This is a genomic window from Cupriavidus sp. 8B (assembly GCF_054589115.1).
In genome coordinates, this window is sequence record NZ_BAAILO010000039.1 from 32,873 (window position 1) to 51,189 (window position 18,317).

General features: G+C 62.1%; 20 protein-coding genes and 3 pseudogenes. 16 read left to right on the forward strand and 7 right to left on the reverse strand.

Annotated elements, in window-relative coordinates; translation table 11 throughout:
• Window positions 1-54: 54 nt before the first annotated feature.
• Together ACYP5B_RS04285 and ACYP5B_RS04290 are read left to right on the forward strand one after the other, a co-directional pair.
• Entirely contained in the window at window positions 55-1,278 is a 1,224-nt protein-coding gene (locus ACYP5B_RS04285) for a CaiB/BaiF CoA transferase family protein (protein ID WP_459568677.1), read from the forward strand.
• Window positions 1,275-2,006: an enoyl-CoA hydratase/isomerase family protein gene (locus ACYP5B_RS04290; protein WP_459568678.1), complete on the forward strand. Its 732-nt coding sequence runs from the start codon at window positions 1,275-1,277 to the stop codon at window positions 2,004-2,006. The genes ACYP5B_RS04285 and ACYP5B_RS04290 overlap by 4 nt, the downstream gene beginning before the upstream one ends.
• A gap of 447 nt (window positions 2,007-2,453) precedes the next feature.
• Here ACYP5B_RS04290 and ACYP5B_RS04295 read toward each other — a convergent pair whose 3' ends face one another.
• On the reverse strand, window positions 2,454-2,792 hold the full coding sequence (locus ACYP5B_RS04295; protein WP_459568679.1) for a helix-turn-helix domain-containing protein: 339 nt from the start codon (window positions 2,790-2,792) through the stop codon (window positions 2,454-2,456).
• Between the two features lie 885 nt (window positions 2,793-3,677).
• Here ACYP5B_RS04295 and ACYP5B_RS04300 point away from each other — a divergent pair.
• A pseudogene (locus ACYP5B_RS04300) lies at window positions 3,678-4,150 on the forward strand (transposase).
• Between the two features lie 528 nt (window positions 4,151-4,678).
• Here ACYP5B_RS04300 and ACYP5B_RS04305 read toward each other — a convergent pair.
• The 4 genes from ACYP5B_RS04305 to ACYP5B_RS04320 all read right to left on the reverse strand — a co-directional run bounded on the left by ACYP5B_RS04305 (window position 4,679) and on the right by ACYP5B_RS04320 (window position 7,915).
• Window positions 4,679-5,911 (reverse strand): type II toxin-antitoxin system HipA family toxin, encoded by a 1,233-nt coding sequence (locus ACYP5B_RS04305; protein WP_459568680.1) that lies wholly within the window; start codon window positions 5,909-5,911, stop codon window positions 4,679-4,681.
• Window positions 5,911-6,384: a helix-turn-helix transcriptional regulator gene (locus ACYP5B_RS04310; protein ID WP_459568681.1), complete on the reverse strand. Its 474-nt coding sequence runs from the start codon at window positions 6,382-6,384 to the stop codon at window positions 5,911-5,913. The genes ACYP5B_RS04305 and ACYP5B_RS04310 overlap by 1 nt, the downstream gene beginning before the upstream one ends.
• A 291-nt stretch (window positions 6,385-6,675) precedes the next feature.
• Window positions 6,676-7,158, reverse strand: coding sequence for a hypothetical protein (locus ACYP5B_RS04315; protein ID WP_459568682.1), 483 nt, complete (start codon window positions 7,156-7,158; stop codon window positions 6,676-6,678).
• 484 nt (window positions 7,159-7,642) lie between these two features.
• Entirely contained in the window at window positions 7,643-7,915 is a 273-nt protein-coding gene (locus ACYP5B_RS04320; protein WP_459568683.1) for a hypothetical protein, read from the reverse strand.
• Window positions 7,916-8,019: 104 nt separating this feature from the next.
• Here ACYP5B_RS04320 and ACYP5B_RS04325 point away from each other — a divergent pair.
• From ACYP5B_RS04325 to ACYP5B_RS04335, 3 genes and pseudogenes are all read left to right on the forward strand, one after another.
• Window positions 8,020-8,289 (forward strand): annotated as a pseudogene (locus ACYP5B_RS04325) (zinc ribbon domain-containing protein); the annotation flags it as partial.
• Between the two features lie 44 nt (window positions 8,290-8,333).
• Window positions 8,334-8,477: pseudogene (locus ACYP5B_RS04330) on the forward strand (RNA-guided endonuclease InsQ/TnpB family protein); the annotation flags it as partial.
• On the forward strand, window positions 8,437-8,730 hold the full coding sequence (locus tag ACYP5B_RS04335) for a GyrI-like domain-containing protein (RefSeq protein ID WP_459568694.1): 294 nt from the start codon (window positions 8,437-8,439) through the stop codon (window positions 8,728-8,730). The pseudogene ACYP5B_RS04330 and the gene ACYP5B_RS04335, both read left to right, overlap by 41 nt.
• Before the next feature lie 12 nt (window positions 8,731-8,742).
• Here ACYP5B_RS04335 and ACYP5B_RS04340 read toward each other — a convergent pair whose 3' ends face one another.
• Complete coding sequence (locus tag ACYP5B_RS04340) at window positions 8,743-9,750, reverse strand: LysR family transcriptional regulator (protein WP_459568684.1); 1,008 nt, start codon at window positions 9,748-9,750, stop codon at window positions 8,743-8,745.
• 168 nt (window positions 9,751-9,918) lie between these two features.
• On the opposite strand from ACYP5B_RS04340, the gene ACYP5B_RS04345 reads away from it, so the two are divergent.
• The 10 genes from ACYP5B_RS04345 (at window position 9,919) to ACYP5B_RS04390 (ending at window position 18,132) form a co-directional block, all read left to right on the forward strand.
• Complete coding sequence (locus ACYP5B_RS04345; RefSeq protein WP_459568685.1) at window positions 9,919-10,866, forward strand: ketopantoate reductase family protein; 948 nt, start codon at window positions 9,919-9,921, stop codon at window positions 10,864-10,866.
• A 10-nt stretch (window positions 10,867-10,876) separates the two neighbouring features.
• Window positions 10,877-11,272, forward strand: a complete 396-nt coding sequence (locus ACYP5B_RS04350) for a VOC family protein (RefSeq protein ID WP_459568695.1) — start codon at window positions 10,877-10,879, stop codon at window positions 11,270-11,272.
• Window position 11,273: 1 nt separating this feature from the next.
• The gene (locus ACYP5B_RS04355) at window positions 11,274-11,732 is read left to right on the forward strand and encodes a MaoC family dehydratase (RefSeq protein WP_459568686.1); all 459 of its coding nucleotides are present in this window, start codon (window positions 11,274-11,276) and stop codon (window positions 11,730-11,732) included.
• Window positions 11,732-12,943 (forward strand): CaiB/BaiF CoA transferase family protein, encoded by a 1,212-nt coding sequence (locus tag ACYP5B_RS04360; protein WP_459568687.1) that lies wholly within the window; start codon window positions 11,732-11,734, stop codon window positions 12,941-12,943. Before ACYP5B_RS04355 ends, ACYP5B_RS04360 begins: the two co-directional genes overlap by 1 nt.
• 7 nt (window positions 12,944-12,950) lie before the next feature.
• Window positions 12,951-13,784: a shikimate dehydrogenase gene (aroE, locus tag ACYP5B_RS04365; protein ID WP_459568696.1), complete on the forward strand. Its 834-nt coding sequence runs from the start codon at window positions 12,951-12,953 to the stop codon at window positions 13,782-13,784.
• A gap of 19 nt (window positions 13,785-13,803) precedes the next feature.
• On the forward strand, window positions 13,804-14,247 hold the full coding sequence (gene aroQ / locus ACYP5B_RS04370) for a type II 3-dehydroquinate dehydratase (protein ID WP_459568688.1): 444 nt from the start codon (window positions 13,804-13,806) through the stop codon (window positions 14,245-14,247).
• 987 nt (window positions 14,248-15,234) lie between these two features.
• The gene (locus ACYP5B_RS04375) at window positions 15,235-15,729 is read left to right on the forward strand and encodes a site-specific integrase (RefSeq protein WP_459568689.1); all 495 of its coding nucleotides are present in this window, start codon (window positions 15,235-15,237) and stop codon (window positions 15,727-15,729) included.
• Between the two features lie 144 nt (window positions 15,730-15,873).
• Window positions 15,874-16,305, forward strand: a complete 432-nt coding sequence (locus ACYP5B_RS04380; protein ID WP_459568690.1) for an HU family DNA-binding protein — start codon at window positions 15,874-15,876, stop codon at window positions 16,303-16,305.
• A gap of 368 nt (window positions 16,306-16,673) precedes the next feature.
• Window positions 16,674-16,967: a DUF2269 family protein gene (locus tag ACYP5B_RS04385; protein WP_459568691.1), complete on the forward strand. Its 294-nt coding sequence runs from the start codon at window positions 16,674-16,676 to the stop codon at window positions 16,965-16,967.
• A 73-nt stretch (window positions 16,968-17,040) separates the two neighbouring features.
• On the forward strand, window positions 17,041-18,132 hold the full coding sequence (locus tag ACYP5B_RS04390; RefSeq protein WP_459568692.1) for a saccharopine dehydrogenase family protein: 1,092 nt from the start codon (window positions 17,041-17,043) through the stop codon (window positions 18,130-18,132).
• Here the strand turns inward: ACYP5B_RS04390 and ACYP5B_RS04395 are convergent.
• Window positions 18,107-18,317 (reverse strand): hypothetical protein (locus ACYP5B_RS04395; RefSeq protein ID WP_459568693.1); only part of this gene is annotated, 211 nt, incomplete at its 5' end. The two genes, ACYP5B_RS04390 and ACYP5B_RS04395, sit on opposite strands and share 26 nt — an antisense overlap.

The following is an 18,317-nucleotide window of genomic DNA, read 5'->3' on the forward strand; positions in this document are numbered from 1 at the left end:
TTTCCGTTGTATACAACATAGAGTAGGAAATACGATCTGACAAGAGGAGAACACGTGACCGACCCAACATCCTTGCCGCTTTCGGGGATTCGTGTCCTGGATCTCACCAGGGCGCTTGCCGGCCCCTTCTGCACGATGGTCCTGGGCGACCTGGGCGCCGACGTGATCAAGGTCGAGCCCGCAGGCGGGGACATGATCCGCCACTGGGGGCCATTCGATCGCGGCACCAGCGCTTACTATCTGAGCGGCAACCGCAACAAGCGCGGGATCGCCGTCAACTTCCGCGATCCTCGCGCGCTGGACCTGCTGCGCGATCTCGCCCGCCAGTACGACGTGATCGTGGAGAACTTTCGTGCCGGCGCCATGGAGTCCATGGGTCTCGGGTACGAGGCGCTTGCCGAAGCGAACCCTCGGCTCATCTATGCGAGCGTCACCGGCTTCGGCCGTACGGGACCAGCGAGTCAACGTCCTGGGTTCGACCAGATTGCCCAGGGGTACTCCGGACTCATGAGCGTTACGGGCATGCCGGAATCGGGACCGGTCAGGGTCGGTGTAGCGATCGGCGATCAGGCTGCCGGGATGTGGTGTGTCATCGGCATCCTTGCTGCCGTTGCGCAGCGCCATGCAACAGGGCGCGGTCGCCTGGTGGAGACATCACTGTTGGCAGGACTCGTTGGACTCATGAGCGTCCAGGCCCAGCGTTACCTGAGTCTGGGGGAGATTCCCAGTCTTGCCGGAAATACGCACCCCGTGATTGCGCCGTATGGCGTATTCCAGACCGCAGATGGGCCATTAAACATCGCACCGGCGACAGCCGAGATGTGGAGGCGTCTCTGCGAGGTGCTTGGACTCCAGGACCTGATCGATGATCCGCGCTACGCGACGAATGCGGCGCGGATCGAGCGGCGCGCCGAGCTCAAGGAGGTGATCGAGGCCAGGTTGAAGGCGCACAGCCGCAACGAGTGGACGGAACGACTGCTGGAGGCCGATATTCCGGCTGGCCCGATCTACAACGTCGCGGATGTCTTCGCTGACGAACAGGTCATTCACTCTCGGCTTGTGGAGCAAGTCCAGCACGCAGAGCTGGGGTTCATCCGGCAAGTCGGCTGCCCGATTGCCTTCGACGGCCGCCATGGGGAATCCATTCGCCGCGCGCCGCCCTTGCTCGGCGAGCACACGTTTGACGTCCTTCGGGAGCATGGATTCATCACGTCTGACCTAGAAGCGCTGGCGCGCGAAGGCATCATCCTGCAGCACGGCCACGACCCCAAGCCATGAAATCCGCAAAGCCCACCCTTGAAATCGCCGGCGGGACGGCGACGATCACACTTCGACGCCCTTCCGAGCACAATCGACTTGACCCCGACGATGTCGGGGTCCTGCTGCGGCTCGTGGAACAAGCGAGGTGCGACCCGACCTTGCGGCTGCTCGTGCTGACGGGCGAAGGCGAGAAGACCTTCTGTTCGGGCTATACGCTAAGCCAGATTGGCACCCGCCTGGACCGATCGCTCGAAGACATGATCGACGCCCTGGAAACCCTCGAGCTCCCGACTTTATGCGCGATGAACGGTAGCGCCTACGGTGGTGGCACGGACCTCGCGTTGGCCTGCGATTTCCGTATCGGCGTTCACGGTTGCAAGCTGTTCATGCCCGCCGCGAAGTTTGGGCTGCACTACTACCCAGGGGGGCTGCGACGCTTCGTTTCGCGCCTGGGTTCTCCAGCAGCCAAGAAAATCTTCCTGACTTCGATGACACTCGAAAGCGAGGAATTGCTGCGGATCGGCTTTCTCACTGACCTTGTTCGCCGCGAGGACCTCCCCGCCGCCATCAACACGTATGCCGAATACATTCGGCGTTGCGACCCGGGCGCTGTTCGTTCCATGAAGCGGCACATCGATGCGATTGCCGGCGGTGAATGGAACGAAAGCATCGGCAGATCGGACTATGAAGCCTCCCTGCGCGCAGAAGAGACTACGCGACGCCTTGCCGAGCTCGCGGCCAAGTAGACGTCCAGTCCCATCCGTTCCGCAGTTATAACGGGCACGGTCGTCCGGGCTCAGCGGCCGCCGCAACTGGGTGCGACCACATGAGAACGGGGCAATCGTGCAACAGGTTGTTGCACGAATTTCTCGTCAAGCCATGCCCCGGCCAGCGCGCGCATCTCCTTCAGGGTTCCAGGCCGAGCAACTGGCAACTTTCACGGCCATGCGGCCCGCCGCGGGTAAAGAAACGTTCGCTGCGTTCCTGAAGCGGTCCAACGCGGGAGTCTCTGGACGCGCGGCGCGAGCCTCTCTGAAGGTGACATTGAATTTTGGCCGTTAATTGCGAAAATTATCTCATCACGCTGGAAGACAGATAGCGAAGTCGACGATGCCCCCAAATCGCGACAGACGCAGCAAAAGCCTCTTCGCAATTGCTCTTTACGTGCTAGCTGACCTGCCTCTGGATGGCAACTAATCCCATTCGCGATCCCTGCCCTGCCCTTCTTCATACGCCCTAGCCTCTTGTGCCGCATGCGATGCTGCCTTCTCGAGGAGAGGCACGTGCTCCTTCGGGACGACCAGCATTGTCAAACCCAAGCCGTCCAGAGCGCGAAGAACATAGTCAAGGTGAACGCCCTTTCCGTTCTCTAGCTTCGACAGCATTCCCACAGACACCCCACACGTTCGGGCGGCCTGATCGATTGGTATACCTTGGGCGGCGCGAGTCGCGCGCACCCTATCCCCAATATGGGAGCACATCTTGATCGTGGCGCGGGATGGCAACGTTGCATCTGGCAGAGGTCGTGGCATGTGCAATGCAAAGAAATGAGAGCCATGAGCAGAGCGGCCCTATCGTTATTTCACGGAGGTGAAAGTATATCGGAGGCCAGATTGCCGCGTGCCATGTTCGAGGATCACCGCATCAGCCGGCAGCGACATTGCCGCTGGCACCATCAGCGCGGACCTGATCGACTGCGCCTGAAAGATGCTCCGTCATTCGAGGACAATCCGGCCGAGAAATGGGTACGCCAGGCGCATTGGCCAGAGGAAGCGCTAGAACCCTTCCACCAGCAGCCTGAGGATGCGACGCCCGCGCTGGGCACGAGGGGCGAGGGGATTCACCCCTAGTTGAGCCACATCATGCTGCCGCACCGAGGTTGCGCGAGCTGGTAACTGCCTATCTGCGATACCAAGCCGGCGAGGTACACCTTCATCGGGAGGCCATACATTGCGTCGCCGCCTGTTGTCCATACTGGCAAGGTCGGAACGCGCTGCCCTGCCGTTGGCGGCAGATCCGTAACCTGGTGGTGCGTTTCGAATTCGATCTCGCTCGCACCCTGTTCCAGCCCGGCCGGGTCTATGCAGTCGGACAAGAACTAGCACGAGTGACGTCAATCGAGTAGCTGACCAGGCTGGTGCCGGCGGGATGTCAGCGGTTCAGCGCCACAGCATCAAACGCCATCGATTGATGCCCCGAACGTCGTCTGTACATAACCGCTCATATGGCCTGGACCGCCCCATCCGGTCGTTCAACCCGATCCTCGCCTTGCCGATATGTATGCCCGCGCCGCCTCGGATCCAAGCTCCAGCCAAGTTCGCAGGCTGCGTGCCTGGCCTTCTTCCCGCAGAAATTGGTTCGCAAGGGGCGCCTAGAGCGTGTTATGCACCTTTTGCCGAGAATACAGTCGGAGGTGGATGGCGAAAAGTAAACGGTATCCCAGCGATGTTTCGGATGAGGAATGGAGCTTCGCGGCCCCGTATTTGACGCTGATGAGCGAGCACGCACCGCAACGCTCGCATGACTTGTGCGCATGGTTTTAATGGGCTTCGCTGGTTGGCCAGGGCAGGCGCGCCGTGGCGAATGCGGCCATACCGTCAGGATAGCCTTTGCAGACCAGGCTTACACTGGTGACGAACCAGCACAAGCTGCTCGCGACGCAGGGATGGAGCTGCAAGTGATCAAGCTGCCCGAAGCCAAGAAGGGCTTCGTTCTCTTGCCTCGGCGACGGGTCGTTGAACGCAGCTTCGGCTGGCTCAATCGGTTCCATAGACTAGCTCGCGACTATGAGCATTTGCCCGGCACATTGGCCTGCCTGCATTTTGTCATCTTCGCGATGTTCATGCTTGTTCATCTCATCCCGACAGCACGAGTGCATAGCACGCTCTAGTTAGGGGGTTTCTGTCGCATCTACAGTGCATCAGAAGGAGCGCCGGGCTTGAGGCCGGAGTATCACGACCACTACTATGGCGAACCTCCGAGACCCTGAGGGAAACAAGCTCTGTGTTGCTTGCCATTTGCCTGCCGGCTGAGTCCGCGTAGCCTCGCCCCAGGACGACACCTAACCCCTCCATCGCGCGGATATCCAACGGCGTTCCACCGTCTTCGCGGCGCTGATGCTCGCTCATCTCAGCCCACCAGCAACAGCGCATAACACGCTCTAGATTTCACGGCGCCACAAGCCGAGTCCAGCGCTGGCGAGCCGATGGTCCCATCATGGGCTTGCTGTCGCGCCAGCGTGGACAGCCTGACCACCGCCAAGTGCGAAGGATGCTCGAAGCGCATGCGCGAGCGGTAATCCAGGAGACAAACGCTGCGTCCAATTGACATCCTATATGCCATTGGCGAGTCGCCGCTACTGAACAAGGTCCCCTTCGGCACGGCTACTAGGCCCAAGCACAAAATGGCAGCGGCGCCGCTAGCGGAGCTCCATGGCAGGGGCGAAGTCAACCAGTGCGCTGCTACTCATGCCCAGTTGCGAGCCTACGTTACGCCAGGCGCTCACCGCCGCCTCCACTTGGGCCCATATCGTGGCGGCGTCCTGCCGGGTGAGCCGGAAATACTGGGCGCCGTCCATGAGGGTCTGCTTGCTGTCGATGAGGCCGGAGTCCTCAGTGAGCCACGTCTTGCTCTCGCGGCGGTCGCCCGGCATTGGGTTAAGGTCGAACGCCGGCGCCAAGCGCCAACCCTTGCCGCGTGCGTCGTAGAGCAGCCCGGTATTGTGCAGGTGGTCGTCCGTGTTGCAGATGAGGAAATTGAAGACCAGCCGGCGCCACAAGTCTTGGATGTCGGCGATGGCCCTCGAGCCCTCTTTCAGAAGTACATCCACCAGTTCGGTGTAGGCGTGCTCTTCCTCACGGCCGTCGACCAGCAGCATGGTGGCCGCGGACATGTAAGGGATGCGTGCCCCATTGGCGGTGCGGTCAAAGCGCCGGATCACCGCCACTGCTGTGTCATCGATCATCGCCACCCGGGCGTCGGCAACGCGGATGCCAGCCTTGGCGGCGAGGTGCATGGCCAGCACTTCCCCGCGGACCACATCGCGCTTGTCCGCTTGGCTGGGAAACTTGCCCAAGGCCAGCCAACCGTCAGTATCCAGCACGGTCGACTTGGGACGTGCGCCGCCCAGCGACGTGCCGCACCCAATTAGATACCGCAGATCCTCGGCGCTCTCTGTGCCGTCCTCCAGCGCCTGTGCCGCGTGCAGCACCTTGCCGAGTTCCACCAAGGGCGGAACGCGCCGATGAACGCCAGCGGTATGCAGATAGATCCGCTGTTCGGGATCGAAGAGGCGTAGCGCGCCGATGCGCGCCTCATCGTCGACCCACGTCAGATAGTCAACAGGATCCAGGGGGGGCACATCCCTTTCTTTCTCGCGCATCTTAGCGTGCACGCGGCGGATCACGCGCTCTCCCCACGAGTCCGGGCCGGTGTCCTCCAGCGAACGGAAATACACTCCCGCCGGGTGCTGCACGGTGAGCACCGGCTGCAGATCCGGGGAAACGGCAAAGTAGCGATCGCTTTGGAGCCATTGCTCGTCGTAGCGAAACGCGCTGCGCTTACCGCTGCTGAAGAGCAGGCGGCCCACCACCTGACTGCCGGCACCGAGATGAACTTCCAGTTCCTGCCGTTTTGCTTGCTTGCCCGCCATCAGAAGCCCTCAAAGTCGTCCGAGTCGGTTGGCCGGTCACGGTTCGGAGTGCGATCATCCCGGTTCGTTTCGGAAGCCTCGGGGACGGGCACGCCCTCGCCGGCCCGCTTGCGGTAGGCGGCAGTACTCACCGCAACACTCGGTTTTCGACGCCCGTGAACGCGCTTCGGTAGTTGCTCTCGCGCCAGTTCCAGGCCCAGCGCATCCTGCTCCGGTGCTAGCACCTTCAGCACCGCGTCTAAGCGCCCCAGAATGTGCAGCGCGCGCAGAAAGGTGTGTAGCGCTGTGCCCGGATGACCGTCCTCCATACGCCCGATGGTGTTCACCGACGTCCCGATGCGCTCCGCCAGATCCTCCTGCGTCATGTGGCGCGTGCGACGCGCCGCCGAAAGATCCTGTCCTAGCGTCCGTAAAGCCCGCTCGACCGGCCGCGGCATGGCCACCTGCGCACCGGATCGCTTCGTCAGGGTCATCTGTAATCTCCCAAATATAAGGCCTTACACGAGCTAAGCTACCAAATATGGATGATTATCGATCATTTCGCAAGAAAACAGAATAACCAATCAAATTTGGTGTCTTAAGCCGCTTAAGACACCAAATTTGCTATGTTTTATGTCAGATCGATCGTGTCCTCGACTGACCACACCACGATCGAGCAGATGTGGTTGGCGCCGCACCCTGGCGCGCCGACACTGTCCCCACGACGCCGTTGACCCAAACCCAAGGCATCTACGACTCGGGCTCACGCATGGCGACCATCACTATTAGATAAGGCCAGGCGCCTGCGGTGTCTGGGCGACATCGGGAATTTCGCGAAACCACGTGCAAGCGCGCCAAGGGGGAACGAAGCCGTCCGACGCTCTGCATCGTGAGGGGATGAAACGGGTTGTAGAGGCTACCGCCCCGCGTTTGTCGTACAGCGCCTGCATGGTGTGCGTCCGGTCGATCATCCTCGGCGTGATGGCATTGAACGCTGGGACGGATGATTCTGACCTCTTCAGTTGTTTGATTTCACCATAGCCGGCTGAAAGATCGACATTCCATTTCTCCACAATTGGGTGGCATGGCGTGCGTCTAGGCTCGGACTCGATCTCCTTGAATCGCGTCACGAGTCCCATGAATATGAAGCGAAGCAACTCATCCGGAATCTCCTTTGCGGGCTTGTTGGCGTACATCGCATCGATCTCTTCGTCGGTGATCGCAGCTGCGGCGTCAGGCGTTGCGACGATCGTCCAGCACCGGGCCATGTTCGAGCACTTCCGACGTCATCTGCTGGCAAGCGGCTTGACCGTTGCCCCACCTCCGGTGCGGACCATATCGATACCTTCTGGCAAACGCCCGACGCGTGCGGCTACAGCACCCGCATGCGTTACCTGAACTGCTGGACCGCCTGTGTCGGCATTTGGTGGCCACGGGGTGCGCGAGGACAATCCGGCCGAGAGATGAGTCCGCGGGTGCTACGCAACACTTACTGCCGCCGCCAGTTGCTCGCCGGCAGCGGTCAAGCGGAAGTCAGCGAGTTGCTAGGCACGCGAACGGCCGACCGGATTGCCGCCACCATTGACGATAGTGATATTCCAACCTAGCAGCCCTCCATGAAGCGAAACACCATACAGTACGTTGCCTACAAGTGGTCGGGTTGCGCCTGCCAAACTCGGCGCACGCGCAGACCAGACGCTCGCCGCTTGCTAACCAAGGTGCTCACCTCCATCGCCATCGTTTGGTGCGCGACTATCGGATCGCCGAGAGTTCCCCGGTCACCCGGTAGTACAGACCATTCAGGTACAGATGCCGAAATCCATGCGAGGTGACATGCAGCTCTCGCTTGGAATCATAAGACGCAACCACTGACGCGAGCAGGGCATGCTCGCGCGTCTCCCAATAGCCCTCTTGGTACTGCGGCGAGTTGCGAGCGACTAGACGGGTGATCTGCGATTGATTGACGCGCATGAACGCCAGCTCAACTTCGGCGCGTACCTGTTTCTGCGTGCCAACTGATGCCACGACTAGAATCGGATCCCTCCCAACTCCTTGTCGGCCCGACGACCGGACGGCTTCATGGAAATCGAGAGGAATTCCTGCAGCGTCCCGATGAACCTCGTCGGTCTGCGAAGTCCTGCCTGAACAAAGCCATCCTCGACCAAGGCTGGTTTGAGTTCCGCAGGCAGCTGGACTACGAGCTGGCGTGGAGTGGCGGTTGGCTCATTGCCGTGCCGCCGAAAACCACAAGCCGGACCTGTCCGTGCTGCGGCCACGTCTCGATCGAAAATCGCAGGACACAGGCTAAGTTCTTGTGTGTGGCGTGCGGCTTCGAGGAACAATCCAATGTGGTTGGCGCAATCAATGTATTAAGGGTGGGACACGCCCGGTTCGCCTGTGAAGTGAGCGGCGCAGCAATGCCGCCAGCAGCAGGAACCCACCGTTCGTCTTCAACAAGGCGCTGGCGTTGCAGAAGCAGAACCACGAGGCCGGTGGTAAGTTCATCGGCTACGTGGCAATGGCTAAGGACCTCACAGCATGGCGCAATGGGGCGGACACACCGTGGCTCAAGGCTGCACCGGTACATCGGTGATTGCTGTAACCCCGACGGAAATGGCGGCTTCGATTGCATCGCCGTGCTCGAACATACCGGCCCGCTCTGCACGCTCCCGCAAATCTGCATGAGCATCTGGAAAAAGTGGTTGCCGGCGTGGGGTATGGAGTCGGCGTTCGCGCCGGATTTCGAGCGCTACAGCGAAGACTTCGAGCCTGTCGCGGTGGCTGCCAGTCAGGGATTGTCGCGGTATCGGTCCTGCATGGCCCTATGGAACTCGCGCTGAGCTTCGACTCCCCTATGGACGTTCTCCTGGACGTCTTCCCGTACGCTTCTCCGGTACCGCTTTCGCCCTGCCTGTCGGCTCGCCGCGTTTGATCTGACGTCCCTGGAATAAGGTCTCACAGATTCCGCGTAGCCAGCGGTTGGCGGAATCATGGTGATAGCGCGCATGCCAATGCTGCTTGACCGTGAACGACGGAATCTCCACGGGGCAAGGCAGGACCGACAGCTCGGACATGACCGCAAGCGTCTCGCCGATGTGCCGCGGCACCGTGGCAATCAGGTCGGTCGATGAGGCAATCGCCGCCAGGCCGAGAAAGCCCGGCAGCTCCAGCATGATGCGGCGCCGGATCTGCTGGGCCTCCAGTGCGCTTTCCAGCAGTTGCGCGCCAGTGCCGCCAACGATGCCGATGTGTCCTTCCTCGCGATAGCTTTGCAACGAGAGCGCCTCCCCGACGCGCGGATGGCGCGCGTTGACCAGGCACACCCAGTCCTGTGGAAACAAGGTCTGCTGGTAGAAGCCCGCATCCAGCCAGGGCACCAGCCCCAGCGCCAGGTCGGCTTCGCCGGACTGCAGCGCCGCCGCCGTCTCGCCATCGATCCGCGCTGCCACCAGCCGCACGTTTGGGGCGAGCGCGCGCAAGTGCGCCAGCAGCCGCGGCAGCAGCGTGATGTGGCTGGCGTCGGTCATGCAGATTCGGAACGTGCGTTCCGCTGTGGCGGGGTCGAAGCTTACGTCGCACGTAGTCAATAGGCGCAGGGATTCCAGCGCATTGCGCGCCATCTCGATCAGCGCGTCGGCTCGCGGCGTTGGTTGCATACCAGTGGGCGTGCGCACGAACAAAGGATCGTTGAGCTGGCGGCGCAGCTTGCCAAGCCAGATGCTGACCGTGGACTGGCTTTGCCCCAACGCCGCCGCCGACTGCGTCACGCTGCGGGTGCGGTAGAGCAAATCCAGCAGGCGAAGCATGCGCGGCTCGATCAGCTCGTCATCGGGGTTGGGGATGTGCTGCAGGTTGGGCATGGGCGGCGCAGGGATTTGTGCTTCATGCAATACATGCATGGCGCGAGAGACTCATTCATATTGCGTTTTGCAATGAATACTATTGTCACCATTGTATTTACCGATTCGCTCGCGGTCCATATCGTTCACCCATGGCCGTATCCCTTCGACGCGGCGTAAGGAGACAAGGTGAAGATTTATGTCCTCGGAGCCGGCGCACTCGGTTGCGCGATCGGCGGAACACTGGCCAAGGCCGGCTCGGATGTCACGCTGATCGATCGATTCCAGGCGCATGTCGATGCCATCAACCACGATGGCCTGATCATGCGGGACGGCGACTCGGAACATTGCGTCCGGGTGAAAGCCGCCACCTGTTGCGCCGGCCTTGCGCCGGCCGACCTGGTGATCGTGCTCGTTAAATCCTTCCATACCGCCGAAGCGATCGCTTCGGCAATGCCCGTCGTCGGCGCGCAGACCGTGGTCATGTCGCTGCAGAACGGCATGGGCCATGAAGATGTCCTGGCACAGGCCGTAGGCCGCGAACACGTGTTGGCCGGCAAGACCTATGTTGGCGGCGTGTTCCTTGGCCCCGGCCGCATCATTGCCGGCACCCAGGGCAAGCTGACCATCATCGGCGAACTCGACGGCACGCTGAGTGATCGCGCACTGGCCATCGCGGCCGAATTCGAGCGCGCTGGCCTGCGTACGGAGGTCAGCGACAACATCGTCGGCACCATGTGGGACAAGCTGCTGATCAACGTGGCCACTGGAGCGCTCAGTGGCATCACCGGCCTGCCCTACGGCAGCCTCTACGCCGTGCCCGAGGTGGAGGCCTGCGCCGTGGCGGCGGTTGCGGAGGCCATGGCCGTGGCGGGCGCCAATCAGGTCAGGCTCTCGATCGCCGAGCCGCGCGATGCCTGGACAATGGCGGCCGATGGCCTGCCGCCGGACTTCAAGGCGTCCATGCTGCAGAGCCTGGAAAAGGGCTCCGCCACCGAGATCGATTTCATCAACGGGGCAGTTGTGCGAGCCGGCGCGCGCTGCGGCGTGCCCACGCCGGTCAACGAGGCGCTGGTGGCCTGCATCAAGGGCATCGAGAGCGGCCTGCCGCAGCAGCCGGCCGCGGGGAGCCAATGACATGACTGACATGAGAGTCGCAACCAACGCCTATGTGGAGCATGTTGCCGTCTGGGTGAAGGACATCCACTGGCATATCCGTTTTTTTCACGACGTGCTGGGCATGACCCTGCGCGAGGTGGACGGCACGCCGGAACAGCCGCGGCAGTACTGGACGCTAGGCGGCATGCAGTTCATTGCCAGCCCCGAATTCGAGGGCCCCGAAGGCCGCCTCGCTCACCTGGGCGTGATGTGCGAGGACCTGGAGGCCGCGCTGGCGGCAGCCCAACGCTTCGGCGTCACCGAGATGCCGCAAGGCCGCAACTGGCTGCGCCTGCCGGACGGCCTCGCGGTCGAACTGATTCAGGCCACGCCCGCCGCATGCGTCGCGCAGGCGCTAGCGATCAACCCACGTGCAGAGATGTGACATGACGATCTTTGAAAAATATTGGGACGACGCCCGCGAAGGCGACGAGTGCGTGAGCGCCGCTTACACAGTCACCAAAGAGCGCATTCTGGCCTACGCCGACCTAACGGGTGACCACACGCCGGTACACGTCGACGAAGAGTATGCCAATGCCAGCCACTTTGGCTCAATCGTGGCGCACGGCCTGTTCGGGTTGTCGATCGCCGATGGCCTCAAGACGCAGAGCGACTACCGCTTCCTGCCGGGCATGTCGCTGGGCTGGACATGGGACTTCCTCTTGCCAATCAAGGTCAATGACGTGCTGCAAGTGAAATTCCGCGTGGGTGCCATGCGGGCGAGCAAGAGCCGACCGGACTGGGGCATCGTTGTACTGCCGTCCGAGCTGGTCAATCAGGACGGCAAGGTCGTCCAGCGTGGCGAGCATCGCCTGATGGTGCCGCGCCGGCCGGGAGCAAAGTGATGCAGGACCGTCCTCTCGAAGGTATTCGCGTCGTCGACTACAGCCACTTCCTGGCCGGCCCGTACGTAGGGCGCTGCCTCGCGGCGCTCGGCGCCGAAGTCATCAAGGTCGAACGCCCAGGCAGCGGCGACGCAGGGCGCCAGCATGCGACCGTGCTCGACGACCAGCAAAGCGGCTACTTCCTGCAGCTCAACATGGGCAAGCGCGGCGTCAGCGTCAACATGAAGGATCCACGCGGCAAGGACTTCATACAGCGCTTGTGCGACTCGGCGGACGTGTTCGTCGAGAACTATCGGCCGGGCGCGCTGGACAAGCTGGGGCTGGGCTATGCCGAGTTGTCGGCGCGCAATCCGCGCCTCGTCTACTGCTCGATCTCGGCTTACGGCCATACCGGGCCGGATGCGCACCGCGCAGGCTTCGGGCTGATTGCCGAAGCGAAGAGCGGCATCATGCAGATGATCGGCGAGCCCGGCGAGCCACCGCCGCTCATGCGCATCTCGCTGGGCGACATGTACACGGGCATTCACGCGGTGGCGGCCATCAACGCCGCACTGCACGGTCGCGTGAAGAGTGGGCGCGGCCAGCACATCGACATGGCGCTCTACGACACGCTGGTGTCGATGCACGAGTACGCCGTGCAGTGCTACACGATGCAAGGTGTGCTGCCTGAGCAGACGGGTCACGACATGCCCACGTCGACGCTATATGGCGTATTCCGTGCCGCCGATGGTGACCTGGTGATCGCGGCGCAGGTGGACGACGCCTGGAAACGCTTCGCCGCGCTGGTCGAAGCGCACGGAGGGCCCGCTGGCTTTGGCGCCGACACGCGTTTCCACGACCTGACGGGGCGCAATACTCATCGCGTGGAGATCCTGTCGGTTGTGAATCCATGGGTGGCCGGCCGACCGGTCGCGCAGGTGCTGGAACTGCTGGATGGCATCGACGTGCCTTGCGCCAAGGTGCAGCGCATTGACGAAGTGCTCGCCGATCCACAGATCATCGCGCGGGGCATGGTGGTCGAACAGCATCACCCGCGCTATGGGACGCTGCGTTTGCCCAACCTGCCGTTTCGCTTCTCGGATTGCGACACAACGATCCGCGAGGTAGCGCCGGACCTCGGTCAGCACAACGCGGAAGTGGCGCAGTCGCTGGGCTTCGACCCGGCCGAAATCGATGCCATGCAGACCGATGGCGTTCTGTATTCAAAGTGAGGCCATGATGACTGACCAGTACGCAGTGATCGGCAACCCGATCGGACACACGAAATCTCCTTTGATCCACGGTCTCTTTGCGCGGGAGACGCAGCAGGACATGTCTTATACGGCCATCGAGGGTCCCCTGGAGCCGCAGGACGCCTTTGCCGTGACAGTGCGTGCTTTCGCCGCCGCGGGCGGCAAGGGAATGAACGTGACAGCGCCGTTCAAGCTGAAGGCGTTCGCGATGGCGGATGAACAGAGTGAGCGCGCCAAACTCGCCGGCGCCGCCAATGCCCTGCGATTTGAAGACGGGCGGATTGTGGCCGAGAACTTCGATGGGCTCGGACTGGTGCGCGATATCGAGGTCAATCTGGGCTTGTCGATAGCCGGCAAGCGCGTGCTCGTGCTCGGTGCGGGTGGAGCGGTGCGTGGCGCATTGCTGCCCTTCCTCGCAGCGCGGCCCGCTGAACTGGTCATCGCTAACAGAGACATCGCCAAGGGCCAGGCACTGGTCGCGCAAGCCGGCGGGCGCGGTCCGCTGCTCGCCTGCGGCTATGGCGATCTCGAGGCGATGGGACGCTTCGACCTTGTGGTCAACGCCACGTCGGCCAGTCTCACTGGCGACCTGCCGCCCGTGCCCCCAGGCGTCTTCAGCCCGGAGGGCACGGCATATGAACTTGCCTATGGCAAGCGGTTGACGCCCTTCCTGCGGCTCGCACGCAATGCTCCCGTGGCGAGTGTCGCGGACGGCGTCGGCATGCTGGTGGAGCAGGCGGCGGAAGCCTTCGCCTGGTGGCGTGGCGTGCGCCCTGAGACACGGGCCGTCATCGACCGCCTCACGGTGCCACTCGATTGAACCCGCAGCGGAGACATAAATGAGAAAGGTCCTGATGCTCCACGGCATCAATCACAACATGTTCGGCAAGCGAGACCCGTCGCAATATGGGACGATCACGCTGGACGAGATCAATACACAGTTGCAGGCTCTGGGCAGCGAGCTGGGTGTACAGATTGAGTCCTTCCAGACGAACAGCGAAGCGGCGATGTGCGAACGCATCCATCGTGCATTCGAAGAAGGCCAAGACGCCGTTCTGATCAACGCCGGCGCCTGGACACACTACAGCTACGGGATTCGCGATGCGCTGGCTATACTCACCTGCCCGGTCGTCGAATTGCACATGTCCAACATCCACGCCCGAGAGACGTTCCGTCACCACTCCATGTTCGCGGAAATTGTTCGGGGGCAGATCTGCGGCTTCGGTATTCAGAGCTACCTCCTCGCGTTGCGGGCGGTAGCCGCAGATATTGATCGAGAGTGAAAGGGTCCTCAACTGGTGGCGCGGACGTTCACCCGCAGGTGCTCACTGGGGCGATTCGCCGGCAACGATATCGGACAGGACGTGATCCCGGACGAGGTCGACGGTCTCCAGATTCCGTAGCAGCCAGCAATTTCCAAAGTTCATGTGGTCGACAACGCGGAAACCGACCCGGCGGCCCGCGTAAGTCGCGGTGTATTGCCAGCACTGAGACCGCCCAGCCGCAGGATGGTGTCGTACGGAGTCTTTGCGGGCGCTTCGTTTGGCGTCATCTCAATAGGATCCGTCATACGGAGCTATTCCGTCCGCTTGGTTCATCGGCACGCGGCGGCACGGACCGCACGGCTGGATAATTCGCGACAGACGCCATCCAAGGCACGGACGCAAATCCTCTTGCACGCCGGTGACCGCGTGGGTTGCAAACCTGCAGTCCCGTATCTCTCAGAAATTTTGCCCGTCAACTGTAACATTTGCAAACGGCGCCCCCATCCGGACATCCGCGCTACCCCGGTCATGTTGCGAGCAGTATCCGCCTCGAAGAGGCGGTAGGTGGTTGCGAAGGAAGATTTTCAGTATATAACTTCTTGAATGGACCGAATCAACCGCCGCTGACTAACTAATCCGACCCGTACCTATGCCGACTGGCAGGCCCGCGAGGCCGCCGGCGCGGACCGGCGCCCGTTCTCCGCGCGCTCCATTGTCCAGCACGAGGCGATGTTCGAACGCTTCCGACGGCACCTGGTCGCGGACCCTGGTCACCTTCGGCTCCGACCACATCGAAGCCTTCTGGCAGGCGCCGGAGGCCAGCAGCTACAGTGCTGCCACCCACATGCGTTACCTGAAATTGCTCGACAAGCTGTGCCGCCACCCGGTGGCCATCGGTGTGCGAGAAGGCAACCCTGCCGAGAAACTGGTACGCCATGGCCAATGGCCAAAAGACGACCCTCTGCCAATCTTCCTCCCGGAAGACGCCGATACCTGCAGGCCCATGTGCAGCCGCGCGCCGGCGACGATCTGCCAACGCTCTGCAGCCGCGCCATCGTCGCCTTTTTTCTAGGCACTGGCGTCACTGTCGCAGAGGACCGAGCTGCCCAGGTGGCCGGCCTGCACCCCGCGGCCGTGCCGCCCTATCTGCGTGTTCCTGCGCATGGCGCAGGTGTCACCCGCACCGTGCATCTGGACTCGTTCGCCGTGCCCATCCTTTCGGCATGGCTCGAACACCGTTCCTCCCTGCCCCACTCCGGGGATCTGGTGTTCTCGCTCAAGCCTAGCGGAATTCCGATCGCGGAAATGAGCTTGGGAAGTATCGTGCGCGCAGCGCTCGCGATGATTGATTTCGAGGCGGACGATATGAGCCCCCGGATCCTGCGAAATACATCCTGCCGACGCCAGCTGCTCGCTCGACGCTCGAGCGAGGATGTCAGCAAGCTGATGGGCTTGATCGGCTCAAGGACCTGTGACCGAATCGCCGCCAAGATCGAATAGGCGTCGGCGCGCGATCGAACACTGCAGCCGTGTTGAAAACACGACGGTTGGTCACAGTTTGCCTAGATTTTGCTATCCTCCACCCAGCGCCAATGCCGCCGGCACGCTGGCGCCTCACTTAATCGACAACGAGTACCCGTCCATATGGCAACCAAAACTAAACCAGTCGCGAAGAACGCCACGCCTGTGGCCAAAAAGGTAGCACCGGCCAAGAAGGCGGCACCGGCCAAGAAGACCGCAGCAGCAGCTGCACCGGTCGCCAAGCCACTGGCGGAAAAATTCAACAAGTCCAGCCTGCTCGCCCACCTGGTCGCAAAGACCGAGCTGGATGCCAAGACCGTGAAGACCGTGTTGGCTCATCTGGAAAACACGGTCCTGAGCGCGGTGCACAAGAAGGGCGCAGGCGAGTTCACCCTCCCCGGCCTGTTCAAGGTGGTGGCCACCCAGGTCCCGGCGACCAAGAAGCGCTTCGGCAAGAACCCGTTTACCGGCGAAGACCAGTGGTTCGCAGCCAAGCCGGCAACCGTCAAGGTCAAGGTTCGGCCGCTCAAGAAGCTCAAGGACGCCGCGCTGTAAAGCGTACTGACCTGCTGAACGAATGGAGCCCGCGAGGCTCCATTTTTATGTTTGCCCGGCTGGCAAAAGAATAGGCCCTTACATGGCGGTGCGAAGGACGGGCGCAGAGTGGGCATCAATGCAGGCGGACGGCTGAGATCGGCCAGTATCGGCCGTTCGCTGGCGTGCGCCCCCAGCCGCTCAAACGGCCGGTCCGCAGTAGGCAGCCGACGTTCACACGCCAATCACTCTCGTCGCGCCATCGGCCTTTGTGCCGCTCGCCGCGATCGCATGCCACCTTGCAGGCTAGCCCAGGCTGGCGGTCAAGCTACCATTCTTCAGTTATTTCTGTTTTGACAGAAATAACTGAAGAACCTAGGCTTCTAGCCATGGAACTCACACCCATCTCCGAACGCTTCATTCTCCACTGGGGAGAAATGGGTACCCGTTTGGGCGTGAACCGGACCGTGGCGCAAATCCACGCACTGCTGGCTGCCCGTCGTAGGCTTCAGCTTCTTATGGCCGACATGGCTGCCCTAGCCCTGGCCGCCGGCCGGAGTACGCTGCCACGGCGCTACTGGCGTTGCGCGCGGCGGTGGGAGTGGCTCGGATACCCGGCCTTCGCCTCGATGATTGCCGTGTACTTCCTGATGGTGACCAAGCCCACACTGGCGGGGCCATGAACAGCACCGCCAAGATCATCCCGGCGCTTGCGGTGCGGATCAAGCAGCAGATGGAGGAGCAAAGATGAGGATCGTGGTACTCGGCGGCACAGGCAATTTTGGGGCGCGAATCTGCAGAAGCCTCGCGGCAGACGTCGGGCATGAGATCATCGCCACGCGACGCAGCGAGGGTTCATGGTGCAAGCCGTCGTGGACGCAGGGCGTCCGCACTGCCACGCTAGACATCCTCTCACCCAATTTCCGGACGGACCTTGCTGAGCTGCGACCGGAGTTGGTTGTCCATTGTGCCGGACCGTTCCAGGGGCAGGACTACCGCGTTGCTGAAGCCGCATGCGCGCTCGGCGCGCACTACGTCGACCTTTCCGATGGCCGCGACTTTGTCGCCGGCTTCGCAAAGCATCTGGACATCTGCGCACGCAGCTCCGGAATCTGCGCCGTCAGCGGCGCGAGCAGCGTGCCCGCACTATCCAGCGCAGTCGTGGACAAGCTTTCGGCAGGCTTCTCCCTGGTGGATTGCATCAGCGTGGCGATTGCGCCGGGCCAGCAGGCGCCCAGGGGCGTAGCCACACTCAAAGCTGTATTCAGCTACGCCGGCGCCCCCATCGCGAGGTGGGAAGATGGTGCATGGCGGGAGGCATATGGCTGGCAGGATCTGCGCACCATGATGTTCCCCGGTCTGGGTAAGCGCTTGGCTGCCGCTTGCGATGTCCCTGATCTCGCGCTATTTCCACAGCGGTACCCATCCGTGCGGACCGTAGAATTTCATGCTGCGCTCGAACTGCGAATCCAGCATGCGATGCTGTGGCTTGCCGGCGCACTACGCCGGTACGGCCTGACCGTTCCACTTGTGCGCGGCGCGCGGCTGCTCGACCGCATGTCAACGATGCTGCTGGACCGGTTCGGCAGCGAAAACGGGGGCATGCGGGTCAGCGTGAGCGGCGTGCGCCCCGACGGGACACCGGGCCAGTCTGTATGGCACCTGACCGCACCACACAAGAACGGGGCCGAGGTGCCCTGCATGGCGGCATTGCTGGTCACTCGCAAAATACTTGCTGGCGCGCCACCCTTTCGCGGCGCCCGCGCCTGCATGGGGCTGCTCGACCTGGCGGAATTCGAGCCGCTGTTCCGCCTGTGGGGCATCAGTACATCTGTCGAAGAGCAATGACCATGGCCAGACGATGCCTAATTCTGACCGTGCCCGGCTCAGCCGCCAACGCCTTCGAGGTATTCCACAACCACGAAAAACGCCTTCTCTGGGCGGCCTCAAATCTGAAGTGCAACACCTTGCTTCGGGTAAGGTGTTCAGATGCAAAGCAGAACTTCGTACCAACAACTTCAGCCTGAGGAGCG